The sequence below is a fragment of the Halospina sp. K52047b genome (genome assembly GCF_008709855.1).
GTDB classification, from domain to species: domain Bacteria; phylum Pseudomonadota; class Gammaproteobacteria; order Pseudomonadales; family Oleiphilaceae; genus Halospina; species Halospina utahensis_B.
In genome coordinates, this window is record NZ_VYJH01000004.1 from 168,194 (window position 1) to 187,397 (window position 19,204).

The window sequence follows — 19,204 nt, forward strand, 5'->3', positions numbered from 1 at the left end:
AGACCCATACATATCCCCGCGTTCCCCAGGGTTCGACGCCACGGCCCGGTTTATGGTGCGCGGGGCCGAAACACAATTCTTGTTGGAGACGAGGTATGAGCGTGCAGGCCCTGCGTGCCGGTGCCCTGGCGACTGCTGTAACGGCGCCGTCCAGCGCCCTTGCCGAGTGGGGGGTTAACCTTCCTGAAGGTGTCACCTCCATAAGCAACACCATCTATGACATTCACATGTGGGTGTTCTGGATCTGTGTTGTGATCGGTGTGGGTGTTTTCCTGGCCATACTCTGGTCGGTTCTGGCCTACCGTCACTCAAAGGGGGCGAAGCCGGCGCATTTCCACGAGAACACCACGGTGGAGATCATCTGGACCGTCATTCCCTTCCTGATCCTCATCATGATGGCCATTCCGGCCACTGGCACTCTGGTCGACATGTACGACACCTCCGACGCCGAGATGGAGATCAAGGTCACCGGGTACCAGTGGCGCTGGCAGTATGAGTACATGGATGAGGACATCAGCTTCTTCAGTTCTGCGGATACACCACGTGATGCCGAAAAGAACCTGATGGAGAAGACCGAGGACTATAAGTATTCAGTGGATAACCCACTGGTTCTGCCTGTTGATACCAAGATCCGGTTCCTGATCACGTCCAACGACGTTATCCACAGCTGGTGGGTACCGGAGTTCGGCTGGAAGCAGGACGCGATCCCCGGGTTCATCAACAAGAACTGGGCGAAGATCGAGGAGCCCGGCACCTACTATGGGCTGTGTGCTGAGCTGTGCGGTCAGGGCCACTCGGATATGCCGATTGAGGTCAAGGCAGTACCAAAGGACGAATATCGCGAATGGGTCGCCGAGCAGACCGGCGAAGACGGTTAAGTATTCAGCGTTTGAATAACGGGGGTTCATCATGAGTGCGGTTGCAGACGCTCACGCCGCTGATCATCACGATCACGGCCCCGCCAAGGGGATTGGACGGTGGTTGTTCACGACCAACCACAAGGATATCGGCACCATGTACCTGGTGTTCTCGTTCGCGATGTTCCTCGCGGGCGGCGCCATGGCCATGATTATCCGTGCCGAGCTGTTCCAGCCAGGCCTCCAGATGGTGGAGCCGGCCTTCTTCAACCAGATGACCACCATGCATGGCCTGGCCATGATCTTCGGTGCCGTCATGCCAGCCTTCGTGGGGCTCGCGAACTGGATGATCCCACTGATGGTGGGCGCACCGGACATGGCTCTGCCACGCATGAACAACTGGAGCTTCTGGCTGCTGGTGACTGGGTCGCTGATCCTGATGTCCACCCTGTTCATGGATGGCGGTGCGCCCAACTTCGGCTGGACGGCCTACGCGCCCCTGTCCACAACCTATGGGCCTGACAGCACCACCTATTTCATCTTCTCCGTCCATATCCTGGGCATCTCCTCCATCATGGGCGCGATCAACGTGATCGCCACCATCATCAATATGCGCGCCCCCGGCATGACCCTGATGAAGATGCCCATGTTCGTTTGGACCTGGCTGATCACCGCTTTCCTGCTGATCGCGGTGCTGCCGGTACTGGCGGGTGCGGTGACCATGCTGCTCATGGATATCCACTTCGGCACCGCATTCTTCGATGCCGCGGGTGGCGGTGATCCGGTGCTCTACCAACACATCTTCTGGTTCTTCGGTCACCCGGAGGTCTACATCCTGATCCTGCCGGCGTTCGGCATCATCTCCCAGATCATCCCGACCTTCTCGCGCAAGCCGCTGTTTGGCTACACCTCCATGGTCTACGCCACGGCCGCGATCGCTATCCTGTCGTTCCTGGTCTGGTCGCACCACATGTTCACGGTTGGGCTGCCGCTGCCCGGTGAGCTGTTCTTCATGTACGCCACCATGATCATCGCGGTGCCCACAGGGGTGAAGATCTTCAACTGGATCACCACCATGTTCCGTGGTTCCATCAGCTTTGAAACCCCCATGCTGTTCGCCATCGGTTTCGTGGTGCTGTTCACAGTGGGCGGGCTCTCCGGCGTGATGCTGGCCATCGCGCCCGCGGACTTCCAGTACCATGACACCTACTTTGTGGTTGCCCACTTCCACTATGTCCTGATACCGGGCGCCATCTACGGCATCTTCGCTTCCGTGTACTACTGGCTGCCCAAGTGGTCCGGCCGCATGTACAGCGAGGCACTGGGCAAGGCGCACTTCTGGCTGTCTTTCATCGGCCTGAATATCGCCTTCTTCCCGATGCATTTCCTGGGTCTTGCCGGTATGCCACGGCGTTATGCGGACTACCCGATCCAGTTCGCCAACTTCAACCAGGTTTCGACCATCGGTGCTTTCCTGTTCGGCGCCAGCCAGCTGCTGCTTGTCTTCATTGTCTACAGGGCTGTGAAGAACGGTCCCAAGGCGGACGCCAAACCCTGGGAAGGTGCGGAAGGTCTGGAGTGGACGGTTCCGTCTCCGGCGCCCTATCACACCTTTGAGCAGCCGCCGCGGGTCGACTGACCCCGGCGGTCCGGAAAAACGGAAACCGTAACGGAACAAGAACAGCGGAGGCTGCATGTCGAGCAACCAGTCCTATTACGTCCCGGAGTCGAGCATCTGGCCCATTGTGGGCAGCATCGGGATGTTCCTGACCTTCTTCGGGCTTTCCACCCTCCTGGTGAATCAGTCCAACGGGGATCCCACCACCACAGCCTGGGTCGTATTCACGATCGGGGCCCTGGTCCTGATCTACATGATCACCGGCTGGCTCCGGGATGTGATCCGCGAAAGCCGCGCCGGGCTCTACGATGCCCAGATGGATCGTTCCTTCCGTCAGGGCATGAGCTGGTTCATCTTCTCCGAGGTGGCTTTCTTCGCGGCACTTTTCGGCAGCCTCTTCTATATCCGTTTCTTCGCCGTTCCCTGGTTGGGTGGTGAAGGCGCCAAAGGCACCGCCAATATGCTCTGGGAAGGCTTCCAGGCCCAGTGGCCCCTGCTGAGCAATCCGGATAACAGCCAGTTCGCTGGCCCGGATTCAGTTATCGGTCCCTGGGGGCTGCCGCTGCTGAATACCCTGATCCTGGTGACGTCGTCCATCACGTTGACGCTGTCTCACAAGGCGCTCAAGTACGATAAGCGCAAGCAGACCATCTACTGGCTGGCGGCCACCGTGGCCCTGGGCGCGATTTTCCTGTTCTTCCAGATCGAGGAGTACATTGAGGCCTACAGCCATCTGAATCTGACGCTGGACTCCGGTATCTACGGCAGCATCTTCTTCCTGATGACCGGATTCCACGGCCTGCACGTACTACTGGGTGGGATCATCCTGTTCGTTGTCCTGATGCGGCTGATCAAAGGGCATTTCAGCGCCCATGATCACTTCGGCTACGAGGCAGGTGCCTGGTACTGGCACTTCGTGGACGTGGTCTGGATCATGCTTTTCGTCTTCGTCTACGTAATCTGAAAAACTGACGCGCCGCTCAGAAGGGCGGCGCGTTCAGTTGCAGATTGCCCGTCATCGCCGCCACTCCAATAAGAACCAGCAGCAGCGCGGACAGCGACACCCGGACGATCAGTCCATTCACAGTTCTGTGACGACTGCCCTCATCCTTCATCATGAAAAAGAAACTGCTGGTCAGGCTGGCAACGATGCCGATAAGTACGAGGACGATCAGTAACTTGAGCATGGCGAATCTCTTGACGCTGAAACAACCCGATCACTATAACAGAGCATGACTGAATCCCGGAGCCAATGGCGCTGGCGGCCGAATCGGGCCATCTGGGGTATTGCCATCGCGTTCCTGCCGCTGCTGCTCGGGCTCGGCGTATGGCAGCTTGACCGGGGCTTTGACAAGGCGGAGCGCCAGGCTCGCTGGTCGGACACCGATGGGCCCGTTGAATGGCCGGTTGAGCGTCCCCTCGAAGGGCAGCCGGTGGCGCTCTCGGGTGAATATGACCCAGAAGTCCAGTGGCTTCTGGACAACCGGACCCGGGATGGCCGGCCCGGCTACGAGGTGCTCCAGCCCTTCCATACCGAAGACGGGCCGGTTGTGGTCAACAGGGGCTGGATTGCGGCACCGGGGGAGCGTGACCGCCTTCCGCACCCGGAGACGCCCGACGGTAGGCGGACGATTGAAGGCCATGTCTGGTCCTGGCCCACGCCCCTGGTGCTTGGCCGGGTCGAAGCGGTCAATCCGGATGGCTGGCCGAGACGGGTGGCCAGCCTGGACCGGGCGGATGCCCGGGGAACCCTCTCCAATGTCGCCGCTGCTCCTGTCCGGCTGGCGGATGAGGGGCAACCCGGGGCGCTGCGTACTGGCTGGACGCCGGACCGGATGGACGCCGCAACCCACTACGGCTATGCCGTGCAGTGGTTCGGGCTGGCAGTCGTGCTGTTGACTCTGACCATCGCAACCAGCTTTCGCCGAGATGAGGAATCCTGAGTGAGCCAGAACAGTTTCAGTGACGAGGAAACCCGGCGCGCCCGCCGCAAGGCCGCGCTGCTGTTCCTGATTGCCATCCTGCCCCTGATGGCCGCTACGGTTATGTACTATACCGGCTGGGGTATGCCGGGCAGTACCACCAACAAGGGCGAATTCGTTGAGGGCAACGAACAGGTGCTCGACCAGGGGATCCGCGACCCGGATGGCGAGCCTTTCCGGAGTCATTTCCTGCAGGAAAACAAGGATGCCAAGTGGTGGATCCTGGTCACCGCGGCAGACTGCGGTGATGCCTGCGTGGAGTGGCTCGACCGCACAGGCAGCGTCCACCAGCTCCTGCACCGCGACTGGAATCGCGTGCGCCGTGGTTTCATCAGCAGGGATGGCAGTGTACCGGAGGGTGCGGATGACCGGAGGCTGGTACCGCTCTCCGCCGGGGAGGCCAATCCCCTGGCGGCATACACGGCGGATGATGCCGAGGCGACCGTCTTCATCGTCGACCCCATGGGTAACCTGGTCCTGCGCTACGACCAGCGCCATTCCGGGGATGATGTACTGGAAGACCTTGAACATCTGCTGGAAGTTTCCCCACTTGGCTGAATCCGGATAAAACGATGAGTACAGCTTCGGGCCGCTCACCGGCCACTGCTTTCCCACGTCTGCGCCGGGCCGCGCTCAGCGCACTGGTTCTGGCCACGATCGTGATCCTGCTCGGCGCCTGGACCCGGCTGGTGGATGCGGGCCTGGGTTGCCCGGACTGGCCCGGCTGTTACGGTCATCTGACGGTGCCCGGCGGTGAGGAGACCATTGCGAAGGCGCAGGCCCGGTTCCCCGAGGCCCCTTTTGACGCCAGCAAGGGCTGGCCCGAAATGATCCACCGCTATGCGGCCGGTACCCTGGGTCTTGTGATCTTTGGCATTGCCGCCGCCTGCATTCGTCACCGCAGGGCGGGCGCACCCGCCGGGCTGGCCAGCTTCGCGGCGGGATTCGTGGTGTTGCAGGCGGCTTTCGGTGCCTGGACCGTCACCCTTTCCCTGTGGCCCCAGGTCGTAGCGGCTCACCTGCTGGGCGGTTTTACCACCTTCTGCCTCATGTTTCTGCTGTTCAGGCGTCTTGAAGGTCGAACGGGCCATGACGATCTGCCTCCGGAACCCCGGGCCCGTGTCCTGGCCATGCGGCCCTGGCTTTATGGGGGGCTGGTTCTACTGGTCCTGCAGATTGCGCTCGGGGCGTGGACGGCCGCCAACTATGCCGCGGTCGCCTGCACCGACCTGCCAACCTGCCAGGGCGCGCTCTGGCCGGAGATGGATTTCGCTGAGGGGTTCAATTTCTTCCAGTCCGTTGGGCCCAACTACCTGGGTGGTCAACTGGGCAACGACGCGCGCGTGGCCATCCACCAGAGTCATCGCATCGGAGCACTGGTGGTTCTGGTGACCCTTGGTACGTTATTCTTGGCAGTGATCCGAAGAGCACGGGGATCCGCCCTCGCCGGCGCTGCCGGTGCTGGGCTCGCGCTGCTCCTGGTGCAGGTTGCTCTGGGTGTTCTCAACATTCTCCTCCAGGTTCCGCTGGCGATCGCCATGGCCCACAACGCATTCGGGGCCTTTCTCCTGCTGGGTCTCGTCAATCTCCTCGTGCGGGTGGAAAGACTGCGCGTCGCGCCCTCGAATCCGTGAATACCGGAATTTCCTATGAGTGACAATACCGCATCCGCGAAACGAGCCATTACATGGCGCGACTATCTTGAGCTGACCAAGCCGAAGGTAGTCGCACTGATGCTGATGACCGTCATCATCGGCATGCTGGTCGCTGAGCCCGGGCTGCCGTCTCTGGCCACCGTTTTCTGGGGCAACCTGGGTATTGCCCTGCTTTCCGGCGCCGCTGCCGTCATCAACCATGTTGTGGACCATGAGATCGACGCCCGCATGGCCCGTACACGGCGCCGGCCGGTTGCAACCGGGCGCCTGAGCAACGCCGATGCCCTTGGCTTCAGCGCCACCCTGGGTCTTGCCGGAATGCTGGTGCTTGTCTGGCAGGTGAACATGATCACCGCCTGGCTGACGCTGGCATCGCTGGTGGGCTATGCCATCATCTATACCGTCTTCCTCAAGCGCGCCACCCCCCAGAACATCGTTATCGGCGGGCTTGCTGGTGCCATGCCGCCCCTTCTGGGCTGGACCGCCGTAACCGGAACCGTGGACCCCAATGCCCTGCTGCTGGTACTGATCATCTTTGCCTGGACGCCGCCCCACTTCTGGGCCCTGGCGATTCATCGCAAGGAGGAATACGCCCAGGTGGATATTCCCATGCTCCCGGTTACCCATGGCAACCGTTTTACCGAACTGCATATCCTGCTCTACACCTTCATGCTGTTCGCCGTGAGCCTGCTGCCCGTAGCGACCGGTATGTCCGGCATGATCTATCTGGTCGGCGCCACCCTGCTCGGGCTGCGTTTCCTGCAGTACGCGTTTCGGCTGTGGTGGGGGGATGACCGGCGTGTCGCGCTGGATACGTTCAAGTATTCCATCACCTACCTGATGCTGCTGTTTGTCGTCCTGCTGGTTGACCACTTTGTCCGCTTCCCGGAGATCTGATGTCCCAGAACCGCAACATCGCCATTACCGTCATCATCCTTTTCATGGTCGCGGCCGGTGTGATGGCACTGACCATCTACAACGTCTGGCTGGGCTCCCAGTACAGCAGTGGCGGGAATGCCAAGCCCCCTGAGGTGGCTGCGGACAACGTCTACCTTTATGACAAGCCGCGCGCCATTGCTGATTTTTCCCTTGTCGATGAACAGGGCAACACGGTGGATGAGTCCATCCTCCGCGGCCAGTGGACGCTGGCCTTTCTGGGCTTCACCCATTGTCCGGACATCTGCCCGACCACCATGGCAACACTCTCCAAGGCAGACAGCCGCATTTCGGACCGGGCTACGGAGCCCCAGTTCCTTATGATCACTGCGGATCCGGAAAGGGATACACCGGAAGCCCTGAGCCGCTACGTCACTTTCTTCGGGGACGATTTCCGGGGCCTCACAGGCGACCTCGAAACCCTGAGAAGCCTGGCCGCGGATCTCAACGCCACCTTCACCCACAGTACGGATGCCAACGGCAACCCTGTGGTCGAGCACAGCGCCCATCTGTCGATCATCTCCCCCAACGGCCGCCTTGCCGGGCTGATCCAGAAGCCCTTTGACGCCGATACCGTGGCGGACACCTATGAAGCCATCCAGAGTTGGCAACCCGGCAGTCAGTGACTCCAATGCCCCGGTCGGGGCTGCTTGCCGGCTGTGACTTCCGGTCATACAATGACCGCTGGTCACTAAAGGAGTCCGACACCGGTGCGCTATCAGGATGAACTCTTCCAGCAGCGGGAAACCCTGCTGCTGGATACGGCTCTGTCACTGTTCCGCGACAGCGGCTGGGAGCGCGTTACCATCGCCCAGCTCGCCCAGCATGCCGGTGTCGCCAAGGGTACGGTCTACAAGCACTTCAGCAGCAAGGAGAGCATCTATGCCCGCCTTGCCCTGCGTTTCTCCCGTGACTGTCTGGCCCATTACCGTGCCCTGGAGCCGGCCGGAACCCCTCTGAAGAGCATCCGGCGCGTCCTGCACGAAGCCTTTGCCCTGATGCAGGCCCACCCCGTGGATGTCCAGCTGTGTCTGCATTGCGACCGCCCCGAACTCCAGGCCCGCCTGGGAGAAGACGAACGCGCGGCCATGGAGGCTCTGGACCGGGACTACCAGGTGTTGTTCCATGAGCTGGTCCGGGCTGCCATCGAAGCCGGCGAAGTACCGGACAAACCCATTGAGGGCCTGTTCTGGGGCGTGGATGCCATCTTTCAGGGCGTTATGGAACGTATTGCCGCCGGCGGCCTGGGCCCGGAGCGCCATGGGACCCCCAGTCTCGAGGCCTATTTTGAGCATGTGGTGGAATTCATCGTCGCTGGCCTGACAGGGCCGGATCCGGTCCAGGGAAGGGAGGTAGCTCAATGATCAACAGAATCCCCCGGGGGCCGGTGGCAATGGCGATTGCGCTGGTCATCCTTCTGGTGCTCTGGCTGCTCAGCGGGGATGTCCGCCGCAGTGCCAGCAACATGGAGGATCCCTACGAGGAGTCAGAGCCAACCATTTCCCGGGTTGAGGTGAGCGAGCGTCTGGCCACGCCTTTCCAGCCGGAAGTTGTGATCCAGGGCCAGGTTGAGCCCTGGCGCACCGTGGTGATCCGAAGTCGCATCGCAGCACAGTTGGAGAGCCTTGAGCCTCTCGGTGCCGAGCTCGCCAAAGGCGATCGCATCGCCCGGCTTTCCGAGGAGGATCGGGAGGAGCAGCTGGAAAAGGCACGAGCGGAACTGGAGCGTGCCCGTACGGACGTCGAGGCTGCCTCCCGGCTGCGTGGCGCGGATCTGGCCTCCCAGTCCGAGTACCTGGCGCGGCGTGCTGAAATGGCAGCGGCCGGGGCGGAACTGGAACAGGCCCGAATTGCGCTCGATGACCTGACGCCGGAAGCGCCGTTCGACGGCAGCATCAACAGCCATGAAGCCGAGATCGGGGACGAGCTCCAGCCCGGCGACCCCCTTGCGGAGTTGGTGCAGACCCGACGCCTGAAGGTCAGTGGCCGGGTTCCCCAACAGAAGGCCGGACAACTCGCCAATGGCCAGTCCGTGCGGGTGGAGCTGCTTGATGGGCGGGAGCTCAGTGGCAATCTGTCTTTCATTGCCAACTCCGCGCACCCGGAGACCCGAAGCTTCCGCATTGAGGCTGCCGTGCCCAATCCCGACCACTGGCGTGTGGCCGGTTCCAGCGCCACGCTGCGCATCGGTCTGGCGCCGGAACTGGCCACCCGCCTTTCACCGGCACATCTCAGGCTCAATGATGCGGGCCGCCTGGGTGTCCGCCATGTCTCCGCCGACAACGAAGTGGTGTTCACCCCGGTACGGCTTCTGAGTACCGATGATGATGGCGCCTGGGTGACCGGCCTGCCGCTGCGCACACGACTGATCACCCGCGGCGCTGGTTTTGTCCGTGAAGGTGAGCAGGTCACACCGGTCGCTGCCGGCGGGAACGGGGACTGAGCATGCGTGGCCTCATCAACGCGGCCCTGGACCGCGCACGCACCACCATACTGACCCTGATCTTCCTTGTGGTGGCGGGAATAGTGGCCTTCCAGACCATACCCAGGGAAGCCAATCCCGATATCCCCATCCCCATGATCTACGTCTCAATGGCGCTGGAGGGCGTCAGCCCGGAGGATGGGGAACGGCTGCTGGTCCGCCCGATGGAACAGGAACTGCGCTCGCTGGAAGGTGTCGAGGAGATGAGCTCGACGGCCAGTGAGGGCCATGCTTCGGTCATGTTGGAATTCGACGCCGGCTTTGACGCCGATCAGGCGCTTCAGGATGTGCGCGAAAAGGTGGACATTGCCCGGGCGGATCTTCCTTCGGAAGCCGAGGAGCCGCGCGTGAACGAGGTCAACGTGGGGCTCTTCCCGGTGCTGACCATTGGTCTTTCCGGTCCACTGTCCGAGCCGGAACTGATCCGTATGGCGCGGGATCTCCAGAACGAGATGGAGGGGATTCCGGAAGTTCTGGAAGTGGAGATCGCCGGTGACCGGGAGGACATGGTCGAGGTGGTCGTGGATCCGCAGGTTCTGGACAGCTACGGGATCGACTACGCCACCCTGGGTAACCGGGTGGCCCGCAACAACCAGCTGGTGGCGGCCGGCAGTCTGGATACCGGCGCCGGCCGCATGGCCCTCAAGGTGCCCGGGGTGGTCGAGACCCTGGAGGATGTCATGTCCATGCCCCTGAAGGTGGCGGATGATTCCGTGGTCACCTTCGGGGACGTGGCCACCCTCCAGCGCACCTTCAAGGATCCGGAGGGTTTTGCGCGCATCAACGGCGAACCTGCAGTAGTCCTGGAAATCTCCAAGCGCACAGGCGCCAACATCATCGAGACTGTCCAGAAGGTCCAGCACCTGATGGATCAGGCGCGCGAGCGGCTGCCCGATGCGGTGCGGATCACCACCATCATGGACCAGTCGGACGAGGTCAATGACATCCTTTCCGACCTGCTCAACAACGTCCTGACGGCCATCGTGCTGGTGCTGGTCATCGTGGTGGCCGTCATGGGCCCACGTTCGGCGCTGCTGGTGGGCTTGACCATTCCAGGTGCCTTCCTTTCGGGTATCCTCCTGATCTGGCTGCTGGGCTATACCCTCAATATTGTGGTTTTGTTCAGCCTGATCCTGGTCGCCGGCATGCTGGTGGACGGCGCCATCGTGGTGTCGGAATTGGCGGACCGGAACCGCCTGTCGGGCATGCCGCCGCGCGAGGCCTGGGCCGAGGCCGCCATCCGCATGGCCTGGCCGGTCATCGCCTCGACGGCCACCACCCTGGCGGTGTTCATCCCGCTGCTGTTCTGGCCCGGGGTGGTGGGCGAATTCATGAAGTTCCTGCCGATCACGGTGATCCTCTGTCTGCTCATGTCACTGGTCATGGCACTGATCTTCCTGCCCATACTGGGTGGGGTCAGTGGCGGGCGCGCGAAAGGAGGCGATAACCGGCCGAGCCGTTTTGGTCAGGCCTATCGGCGGCTGCTGGACCGCTCCCTGACCTGGCCCGGCCGTACCCTTCTGCTGCTCCTGGTGGCCATGGCTGGCATCTATGGCGCCTACGGGGCCTTCAATCATGGCGTTGAGTTCTTTCCGGACGTGGAGCCGGATTCCGCCCAGGTGCACATCCGGGCCCGTGGCGACCTGTCCGTGTACGAACGCGACGCCATTGTCCGGGAAGTGGAGAAACGGATGTACGGGCTCCGGGAGGTCGAGGCGCTGTACGCCCGTTCCCGGGCCAGCGCCGGGGACCAGATGGCACCCGATGTGATTGGCACCATCCAGTTCCAGCTGGTCGACTGGGAGAAGCGCCGCCCGGCCAGCCGTATCCTGGCGGATCTGCAGGAGCGCACCCGGGATATTCCAGGCATCAAGCTGGAATTCCGGCAGCAGCAACAGGGGCCCGGCCAGGGCAAGCCCGTGGAGCTTCAGGTGCGCGGTGTGGGTGAACAGAAGCTGGATACGGCCACGGATCGGATAAGAGCGACCATGGAGGAAGTGGGCGGTTTCGTGGATGTTGAGGATGACCGCAGCCTGCCCGGCATCGAGTGGCAGATCGACGTGGACCGTGAGGCGGCATCGCGCTTCGGGGCCGATGTGGTCAGCGTGGGCAATGTGGTCCGGCTGGTGACCAACGGCCTGGTACTGTCCACCTACCGGCCGGAGGGCGTGCGGGATGAGGTGGATATCCTGGTGCGGCTGCCGGAGCTGTGGCGCAACCTGGACCAGTTCGAGCGTCTGACCCTGCACACGGAAGGCGGCCAGGTGCCGATCACCAACTTCATGGATCTTGAGCCGGCGCCCAAGACGGGCGTGATCAAGCGCGTGGACGGCCAGCGGGCCATCACCATCAAGGCGGATGTGGCCTCCGGCGAGCAGGTTACGGAGCGGCTGGAGACGCTGCAGTCGGCCATGCCGTCACTTCCGGACGGTATCCGCGTCGAAGTGGCCGGTGAGAACGAGGATCAGCAGGAGTCGGCCCGTTTCCTGAGCACCGCGTTCGCGGTCGCCCTGTTCCTGATGTTCACCATCATGGTGACCCAGTTCAACAGCCTCTATCAGGCGGTTCTGGTTCTCTCCGCGATTGTGCTGTCCACGGCCGGCGTGCTGCTGGGGCTGCTGCTCAATGCCCAGCCCTTTGGCGTGGTGATGGTGGGTATGGGCATCATTGCGCTGGCCGGCATTGTGGTGAACAACAACATCGTGCTGATCGACACCTTCAATGTGATGCGCGGGGAGGGCCTGTCACCCTATGAGGCCGCCCTTGAGACTGGATGCCTGCGTCTGCGGCCGGTCCTTCTGACGGCCGTGACCACAATACTGGGCCTGATGCCCATGGTGCTGGGTGTGAACGTGGACCTGCTCACCCCCGCGCTGGGCATCAACGCCCCGTCCACCCAGTGGTGGACCCAGCTTTCCAGCGCCATTGCAGGCGGTCTGGCCTTTGCCACCGTGCTTACGCTGCTGGTTACCCCGATTCTGCTGTTGCTGGGTGAGCGTTGGCTGCCCGGCAGAGGAGGTAAGAGTGACACCTGAAACCCGGTACATCGAGAGCAATGGTCTGACGTTCTGCGTGGAGGAACGGGGGGACCCGGAGGGACCACCTCTGTTATTGATCATGGGCCTGGGGGCACAGATGACCCTGTGGCCGGAAGCCATGCTGGAGCGCTACGCTCGCGCGGGTTTCCGGGTGATCCGGTACGATAACCGGGACATCGGTCTTTCCTCGGAGATAGAGGCGTCGGTGGACGGCCATCCCGTGATGGCCATGGCCCGGTTCCGGATGGGCCTGAAGCTGGACGCGCCCTATACCCTTCATGATCATGTCCGCGACGCCGTGGGGCTGATGGATGCCCTCGGCATCCAGAGTGCCCACGTCAAGGGGGTCTCCATGGGGGGCATGATCGGCCAGCTGCTGGCGGCGACCCATCCCCGACGGGTGCGCAGTCTGGCGCTGGTCATGACGTCCAACAACAGTCCGCGCATGCCCCTGCCCAAACCGGAGGTGATCTGGTGGCTCCAGGGTGGCGGCGTCAAAGGCCATGACGAGGAGGCGGCCGTCGCCCGGGGGCTGGGACTCTGGAAGCGGATCCAGAGCCCGGCGTACCCGCGCGACCTGGTGGAGACGGAACGCCACATCCGTGCCGACTACCATCGCAGCTACCGGCCCAGGGGGATACTGCGCCAGATGCGGGCCATCCTCGCCACTGGTGATCTCTCGGACTACAGTCGCCGCATCCACGCGCCCACCCTGATCCTGCATGGCACCGCGGATCCCCTGATCCGGCCCCAGGCCGCACGCCGGTTGCACCGGCTGATACCGGGGGTGCGTCTGGCCTGGATCCGGGGCATGGGCCATGACCTTCCGGATGAACTGGTCAACCGGATCGTGGACCAGACCATCGCCCTCACGCGCCGGGCTGACGAGCCCCACTGACGCCGGTGTTCAGCCGCGGCGCGGCTTGAAGGCGTTCGCGCCCATGGCAGCGAAGGTGTTGGCGACGGTGATCCAGGGGCTGAGCCCGGGTTTCGGCTTTTTGCCGTCCGCATGTCGGGCGAGCTGGGACTCGTAATAGGTGATGTCCAGCATCAGTGCCTTGTCGAGCCCCTTGAAGCCGGTGGACGGCCGCTTGATGGCCAGCTTAGCCTGAGGGTTGCTGAGCAGGGTGCGTGGCAGCTCCGGGTCCACGGCCATCGGGCGGGCCAGACCGATGAAATCGGTAGCACCGGAGTCCAGCGCCTGCTGCATGGCGGTGGCGGAACGGAAGCCGCCGGTGACCATCAGCGGGACGTCCGTGTGGCGGCGGACCGCGTCCGCGTAATCCAGGAAGTAGGCTTCACGGGCGTTTTCCTTCTTGGCCTTGAACCCGGTCATGGCGGGTGCCTCATAGGTGCCGCCGGAAATCTCGATGAGATCGATGCCGGCCTCGGTCAGTGCCCGCACCACATCCATGGATTCCTCTTCGCTGAAGCCGTCCTTCATGAAATCCGCCGAGTTGAGCTTGATGCCCACCGGAAAGTCCGGGCCCACCACCTCACGGATGGCCTCATGAACGGCCAGCACGAAGCGGCGGCGGTTCTCCGGTGAGCCACCCCATTCATCGTCACGCTGGTTGTGGCGCGGAGAGAGGAATTGGCTCACCAGGTAGCCGTGGGCGCCGTGGATCTGGACCCCCGAGAAGCCGGTTTCCCTTGCAAGGTGCGCGGAACGGGCGAACTGGCCGATGATGGCCTGGATCTCTTCCCCTTCCAGGGCCCGGGGTGTGGCGAACATCTTCTCCAGCCCGCCTCCCAGGGGCACCGCGGAAGGCGCCACCGGCTGGCTGTTCAGGAACTTCGGGATCTGTTTGCCGGGATGGTTGAGCTGCATCCATACCTGGGTGGCATTGGCCTGGCCCTGTTCGGCCCAGTTCCGGAAGGCGTCCAGGTCGGACTGTTCGTCCAGCACCACGTTCTTCGGTTCGCCCAGTGCGTTGCGGTCGATCATGACGTTGCCGGTCATGGACAGACCGATGCCGCCGTCCGCCCAGGCCCGGTACAGGCGGGCGAGCCGTTCATCCGGGTCGTGCCGGGCGTTGCCCAGCTGCTCGCTCATGGCGGATTTGATCAGGCGGTTCTTGATGGGGCGGCCGCGCTGCAGTGTTTTTTCGTCATTCAGTGTGGGTGTTGCCATGGAACGGATACTCCATAAAAGGGATTGGGATCGGAAATCAGGGGGCGGGCGCCATCAGGCGGTCCAGGAGCCAGTCCAGATCAGCGCGCAGCAGATCGGCCTGGCCCTCGAGCTTCATGCGCAGGATGCCGCCCTCCCAGTGGTTCCAGAAGATGTCGGTCAGGGCGCTGGCGGGAATGTCGTCGCGGAACTCGCCAAGGCGCTGGCCCTGTTCCACCAGTGGCACGAACCGTTCCCGCCAGTCGCGGTAACCTTTCTGAAGGGCCTGCTGGCACTGCTGGCTGGCGGCGCCGATTTCGGCGGCCAGGTTGCCCAGCAGGCAGCCCCGGATGCAGCCCCGGCGTTCAAACTCGGTGATCATCAGCCCGTACATCTGGCGGATGGTCTCGCGGGCGGAGTCGCGGGGCTGGTCCAGGTGGCGGTCCATCAGCGCCAGCAGATCCTCGGTGTAATCCTCGATGATCTCGGCGGTGAAGCCTTCCTTGCTGCTGAAGTAGTGATAGAAGGACCCCTTGGGGACCTGGACCCGGTCCAGGATCTCCTTGATACCGGTGCCGTGGTACCCCTGCTCGGACAGCAGGTGAACACCTGCTTCAAGGAGTTCCTGGCGGAGGTTGGGATTGCGCTGGGCTCTGGACATGATGATTGACTTTCTGTGCCAATTAGACCGGTCGTCTACTCGATGTTTTGAACATTATCTGTTCTCCGGAGGGAGGTCAAATCCTCGTGTGAACGGGGTGGATCAGTGATAATGCCGTTTTCCGTCCACAGGAGGTTCAGTGAATGGCTCAGAGTGCCAGCGACCTGAAGCGCCGACTCGACGCGCTGCACCGTAACCGCCTCTTTGAGGGCGCGGTGATCAGCATCATCATCGTCTCCGCCCTGCTCATTGGCGCCCGCACCTACGAGGGCGTCAGTCGATTCGACCAGGTGATGGGGGTACTGGACTGGGCGGTGACGGTCTTCTTCCTGATCGAGATCCTGATCCGGATGGCGGCGGAGGAGCGCCTGCGGGACTTCTTCCGTGAGCGCTGGAATGTCTTCGATTTCATCATTGTGGTGGCAAGCCTGATCCCCATCGACGACTCGGAAATGGTGCTGCTGGCACGCCTGCTGCGCATTTTCCGGGTCCTGCGCCTGGTGTCGCTGATCCCGGAGCTGCGGATCCTGATGGGGTCGCTGTTCAAGGCCATCCCGCGCATGGGTTACGTGGTGTTGCTGATGTTCATCATCTTCTACATCTACGGTGCCTTTGGCAGCTTCCTGTTCGGCCACATCAATGATTTCCTCTGGGGCAATATCGCCCGCTCCATGCTGACGCTGTTCCGCATCGCCACTTTCGAGGACTGGACGGATGTGATGTACGAGACCCAGGAAGTGTACTCCCTGAGCTGGATCTATTATCTGAGCTTCCTGTTCCTCACGGCGTTCATTTTCCTGAATATGATGATCGGTATCGTGCTGCAGGTGATGGAAAAGGAAAGCCAGCGTGTGGACGAGGAGAACGGTGAGGGCGAGGCCGTGGAGGTGCACCGGATCCATGAGCACATGCAGGAGCTCCAGCAGCAGCTGGATCGCATCGAGACCAGCCTGGAGGGCAGGGACGGCACGCGCAGCGGCTGATTCCGTGCCATACTGGAATGTCACATTGAACAAGGGAACGGCAGGAGGGAGCAGCTCCGATGAACGAATGGCTCAGGAAACGGCTTCACAGCAGTCGCATCCCGGGGGATCTGGATACGGTCACAACCGTGGACAGGGGCGGGGAGCAGAACGCCGCCGAAGCGGGTGTGAGCAGCGAGTCCGTTGAGGCCGTCTGGGAGAAGGTGGCCGCGCTGTATCGTACTGGGACCCATCCGGGCCTTCAGATCACGCTGCGCCACCGGGGCCAGCTTCTGCTGAACCGGGCCCTTGGCCATGCCCAGGGCAATGGGCCCGAGGATCGCCCCGATGGGCCCCGGGTGCCCATGACAACGGAGACACCCGTCTGCTATTTCTCCGCTTCCAAGGCCGTGACTGCCCTGCTCGTTCACATGCTGGCGGAGGATGGGCTCATCAATCTGCTGGACCCGGTCAGCTTCTACTGCCCGGAATTCGCCCGCAACGGCAAGAAGCACATCACCATCCACCAGATCCTGTCCCATCGCGGGGGCATCCCGGGTCTGCCCAAGGACACACCCATCGATGCGCTCTGGGACGAGCGCTACATCTGGAAGCTGCTGTGCGATGCCCGGCCCATAGAGGCGGACGGCAGCACGGTTGCCTACCATGCCATCACGGGTGGTTACGTCCTGGGGGAAGTGGTTCGGCGGGTCACCGGGGAAAGCATTGATAGCCTGCTGGACAAGCGCCTGCGCCAGCCCATGGGCATGCGCTACTTCACCTACGGCATTGACCATGACAACCTGCTGGATCTGGCCTGGAACTACGCCACAGGCCCCAAACTGGTGTTTCCGGTGTCCTGGATCGTGCGCCGGGCCCTGGGTGGTGATATCAATACCGTGGCCGAGGTCAGCAATGATCCGCGCTTCCAGGAGGCGGTCATCCCCGCCGGCAACCTGTGCGGCACCGCTGAGGAGATGGGGCGCTTCTTCCAGATGATGCTCAATGGGGGCACCTGGAACGGTAAGCGCATCTGCGACCGCCAGACGGTCATCCGCGCGGTGCAGGCCTACGGCCGCATGCAGATTGACCGCACCATGATGATTCCCATGCGCTTCAGCGCCGGCTTTATGCTGGGGGCGGATCCGGTGGGGCTCTGGGGGCCGCAGTCGGGCGAGGCCTTCGGCCATGTGGGCCTGATCAACAAATGGTGCTGGGCCGACCCGAGCCGCGACATCAGCGTGTCGCTGATTAATACCGGTATTCCCATCGTGGGGCATCATCTGCCGGTGCTGGCGGGTTTCGTGAATCAGGTGTGCAGCAGTTTCCCCGTACTGGAGGAATCGGAGCGGCCGCTGGGAGTCGTTCAGGGTGCTCCGGGCGCGACCTGAACGCTTGTGTAAAATGGTGAAAGCCTGTTCACATCTTATTGCAATCCGATGTCAGTCGGGGCAGAATGCGCAAAAAGTAGTCAGTATAACCAGGCAGGGACGGGTTATTACGATGCGCAGCGAACAACAGGATGTGATGAGGGCTGATACCGATATCGCCCTGGATCAGTTCGAGAGTGTCCACGACCATCTTCATCAGCGGCTCTGCAGTGAACTGCGGTCACTGCAGGAACGGGTGGATGCCCTTCGGGAATCACCCACCGCGCACAGCGCCAGCATTGTCAGCACCTACGAGCGCCTGATCCGCAAGAAGCGGGCCTTCATGGAGCAGTGGGGTATGGATACGGGGTGCAGCCGGCGGTGAGCCCGCACGGCTGCTCAGTTCCGGACCTGCTCAACGGTTGGGTCAGCTGACTTATAGGTGAAAAATTTCTCCGCGTTGAAGTCTGTGGGATCACTGATGCTGGGACACGCTTCCGAGGCCAGTTCCACGGTTATACGATCCTGCGAGGTGCTGTCCGAGTAGTCAGCCGTAACCCGCACGCACTTTGCCCTGTCGATTCCAGAATCATAGCCAGAGAAATCCGTGGTTCCTTCCTCAGAACTCCAGGACCAGCGGTCGGTCTGACTGCGGTCATCACCCCGGTCGTCCTGTGTGTTCTCAAGGAAGGATTCGAAGATCACCGAGTCTGGATCTCCTCCGTCATTACCTGAATCCCCGGAACTCTCCTCTTCGTTCACGGTTTCCTCGAAGTCCGCGTTGAAACCGGCGATCAACTTGCTTGGCTGTTTGAATCCGGATGAGGGTCCGATGCCCTGAAATGCCTGGTTGGGGTAGAGCGTGAATACAAAGCTTTCCGGTGTGAAAGCCACGCGCGCGACGTTGGGACCAAAGGGCGTGGGATCCGTCAGTGGTTCCGGGTTGTGAGCGTAGTTCACGCCCAGCTCCCATGTTTCCCGCTCGTCTTCGGGGACCTCTGTTTCCGTGACTTTCAGTGTGTTGACCCTGATGCTGCCGGGGGCGTCCTCGCGAACGCAGTTCGCCATGGCATCCCGGGCGGTCTGGAGGGGGGCGACATTGCCGGAGGCGATCATGGCTTCCAGAAGGTCAAAGCCGTTTCTCACCTGGTTGTAGTCCGGCAGGTTGTCTTTGTTGAACCCTATGAATTTTTCAGTCTCTTTTTTGAAGAAATCATAGGCTTCCGTTGCCTGATTCTGGTTCTCCGTCCCGTCAGCCGGTTCTGCAATCCTTGCGAACTGGCGGAACAGCGTCTTTTCAAGGTTCGCGCCAGCGGGATTGGTGTTCTGATCCTTATCGATGGTCAGCGACCCGTACTGCACTTGCGACGGATCCTCAAAGGTGAAGCCATCCGTGCAGGACCCTGGGCCGCCCCCGGAGGAGCCGGTGTCAAGCTCACAGCCGGTGAGCCCGGCGCTCAGCAGAACGGCCAGAGACGCCGCATACGCTCTGAAACACGGGCGCGTTTTCATCAATCCACTCCAGCGACC

General features: G+C 62.2%; 19 protein-coding genes. 15 read left to right on the forward strand and 4 right to left on the reverse strand.

The window, feature by feature from the left end; genetic code table 11:
* The first annotated feature begins 95 nt into the window (after positions 1 to 95).
* From coxB to F3089_RS07475, 3 genes are read left to right on the forward strand one after another with little or no spacing between them, the layout of a single operon-like run.
* Entirely contained in the window at positions 96 to 878 is a 783-nt protein-coding gene (gene coxB, locus F3089_RS07465) for a cytochrome c oxidase subunit II (protein ID WP_151440186.1), read from the forward strand.
* Between the two features lie 31 nt (positions 879 to 909).
* On the forward strand, positions 910 to 2,496 hold the full coding sequence (gene ctaD / locus F3089_RS07470; protein ID WP_151440187.1) for a cytochrome c oxidase subunit I: 1,587 nt from the start codon (positions 910 to 912) through the stop codon (positions 2,494 to 2,496).
* Between the two features lie 55 nt (positions 2,497 to 2,551).
* A complete protein-coding gene (locus tag F3089_RS07475; protein ID WP_151440188.1) occupies positions 2,552 to 3,439 on the forward strand; it encodes a cytochrome c oxidase subunit 3 in 888 nt (295 codons plus the stop codon).
* Positions 3,440 to 3,455: 16 nt separating this feature from the next.
* Here the strand turns inward: F3089_RS07475 and F3089_RS07480 are convergent, their stop codons facing one another.
* Positions 3,456 to 3,662: a DUF2909 family protein gene (locus F3089_RS07480; RefSeq protein WP_151440189.1), complete on the reverse strand. Its 207-nt coding sequence runs from the start codon at positions 3,660 to 3,662 to the stop codon at positions 3,456 to 3,458.
* A gap of 45 nt (positions 3,663 to 3,707) precedes the next feature.
* Here F3089_RS07480 and F3089_RS07485 point away from each other — a divergent pair, with 45 nt between their 5' ends.
* The 9 genes from F3089_RS07485 to F3089_RS07525 all read left to right on the forward strand — a co-directional run bounded on the left by F3089_RS07485 (position 3,708) and on the right by F3089_RS07525 (position 13,466).
* Positions 3,708 to 4,418 carry an SURF1 family protein gene (locus tag F3089_RS07485; protein ID WP_151440190.1) on the forward strand — a complete coding sequence of 237 codons (711 nt, stop codon included), beginning with the start codon at positions 3,708 to 3,710 and terminating at the stop codon, positions 4,416 to 4,418.
* On the forward strand, positions 4,419 to 5,015 hold the full coding sequence (locus tag F3089_RS07490) for a redox-active disulfide-containing membrane protein (RefSeq protein WP_151440191.1): 597 nt from the start codon (positions 4,419 to 4,421) through the stop codon (positions 5,013 to 5,015). It begins immediately after the preceding gene.
* A 14-nt stretch (positions 5,016 to 5,029) separates the two neighbouring features.
* The gene (locus F3089_RS07495) at positions 5,030 to 6,091 is read left to right on the forward strand and encodes a COX15/CtaA family protein (RefSeq protein ID WP_151440192.1); all 1,062 of its coding nucleotides are present in this window, start codon (positions 5,030 to 5,032) and stop codon (positions 6,089 to 6,091) included.
* A gap of 15 nt (positions 6,092 to 6,106) precedes the next feature.
* Complete coding sequence (cyoE, locus tag F3089_RS07500) at positions 6,107 to 7,009, forward strand: heme o synthase (RefSeq protein ID WP_151440193.1); 903 nt, start codon at positions 6,107 to 6,109, stop codon at positions 7,007 to 7,009.
* Positions 7,009 to 7,674 (forward strand): SCO family protein, encoded by a 666-nt coding sequence (locus F3089_RS07505; protein WP_151440194.1) that lies wholly within the window; start codon positions 7,009 to 7,011, stop codon positions 7,672 to 7,674. Before cyoE ends, F3089_RS07505 begins: the two co-directional genes overlap by 1 nt.
* An 84-nt stretch (positions 7,675 to 7,758) precedes the next feature.
* The gene (locus tag F3089_RS07510) at positions 7,759 to 8,412 is read left to right on the forward strand and encodes a TetR/AcrR family transcriptional regulator (protein WP_151440195.1); all 654 of its coding nucleotides are present in this window, start codon (positions 7,759 to 7,761) and stop codon (positions 8,410 to 8,412) included.
* On the forward strand, positions 8,409 to 9,491 hold the full coding sequence (locus tag F3089_RS07515) for an efflux RND transporter periplasmic adaptor subunit (protein ID WP_151440196.1): 1,083 nt from the start codon (positions 8,409 to 8,411) through the stop codon (positions 9,489 to 9,491). Before F3089_RS07510 ends, F3089_RS07515 begins: the two co-directional genes overlap by 4 nt.
* Before the next feature lie 2 nt (positions 9,492 to 9,493).
* On the forward strand, positions 9,494 to 12,565 hold the full coding sequence (locus tag F3089_RS07520) for an efflux RND transporter permease subunit (protein WP_151440197.1): 3,072 nt from the start codon (positions 9,494 to 9,496) through the stop codon (positions 12,563 to 12,565).
* Entirely contained in the window at positions 12,555 to 13,466 is a 912-nt protein-coding gene (locus tag F3089_RS07525; protein ID WP_225741707.1) for an alpha/beta fold hydrolase, read from the forward strand. The genes F3089_RS07520 and F3089_RS07525 overlap by 11 nt, the downstream gene beginning before the upstream one ends.
* A 9-nt stretch (positions 13,467 to 13,475) precedes the next feature.
* Here the strand turns inward: F3089_RS07525 and F3089_RS07530 are convergent, their stop codons facing one another.
* Together F3089_RS07530 and F3089_RS07535 are read right to left on the reverse strand one after the other, a co-directional pair.
* Positions 13,476 to 14,702, reverse strand: coding sequence for an NADH:flavin oxidoreductase/NADH oxidase family protein (locus F3089_RS07530; RefSeq protein WP_151440198.1), 1,227 nt, complete (start codon positions 14,700 to 14,702; stop codon positions 13,476 to 13,478).
* Positions 14,703 to 14,739: 37 nt separating this feature from the next.
* Positions 14,740 to 15,342 (reverse strand): TetR/AcrR family transcriptional regulator, encoded by a 603-nt coding sequence (locus tag F3089_RS07535; RefSeq protein ID WP_151440199.1) that lies wholly within the window; start codon positions 15,340 to 15,342, stop codon positions 14,740 to 14,742.
* Positions 15,343 to 15,485: 143 nt separating this feature from the next.
* Here F3089_RS07535 and F3089_RS07540 point away from each other — a divergent pair, with 143 nt between their 5' ends.
* The 3 genes from F3089_RS07540 (at position 15,486) to F3089_RS07550 (ending at position 18,059) form a co-directional block, all read left to right on the forward strand.
* Entirely contained in the window at positions 15,486 to 16,325 is an 840-nt protein-coding gene (locus F3089_RS07540; protein ID WP_151440200.1) for an ion transporter, read from the forward strand.
* Between the two features lie 59 nt (positions 16,326 to 16,384).
* Positions 16,385 to 17,695, forward strand: coding sequence for a serine hydrolase domain-containing protein (locus F3089_RS07545; RefSeq protein WP_151440201.1), 1,311 nt, complete (start codon positions 16,385 to 16,387; stop codon positions 17,693 to 17,695).
* A gap of 112 nt (positions 17,696 to 17,807) precedes the next feature.
* The gene (locus F3089_RS07550; protein ID WP_151440202.1) at positions 17,808 to 18,059 is read left to right on the forward strand and encodes a hypothetical protein; all 252 of its coding nucleotides are present in this window, start codon (positions 17,808 to 17,810) and stop codon (positions 18,057 to 18,059) included.
* A 14-nt stretch (positions 18,060 to 18,073) separates the two neighbouring features.
* Here F3089_RS07550 and F3089_RS07555 read toward each other — a convergent pair whose 3' ends face one another.
* The gene (locus tag F3089_RS07555; protein WP_151440203.1) at positions 18,074 to 19,186 is read right to left on the reverse strand and encodes a hypothetical protein; all 1,113 of its coding nucleotides are present in this window, start codon (positions 19,184 to 19,186) and stop codon (positions 18,074 to 18,076) included.
* Positions 19,187 to 19,204: the final 18 nt, after the last annotated feature.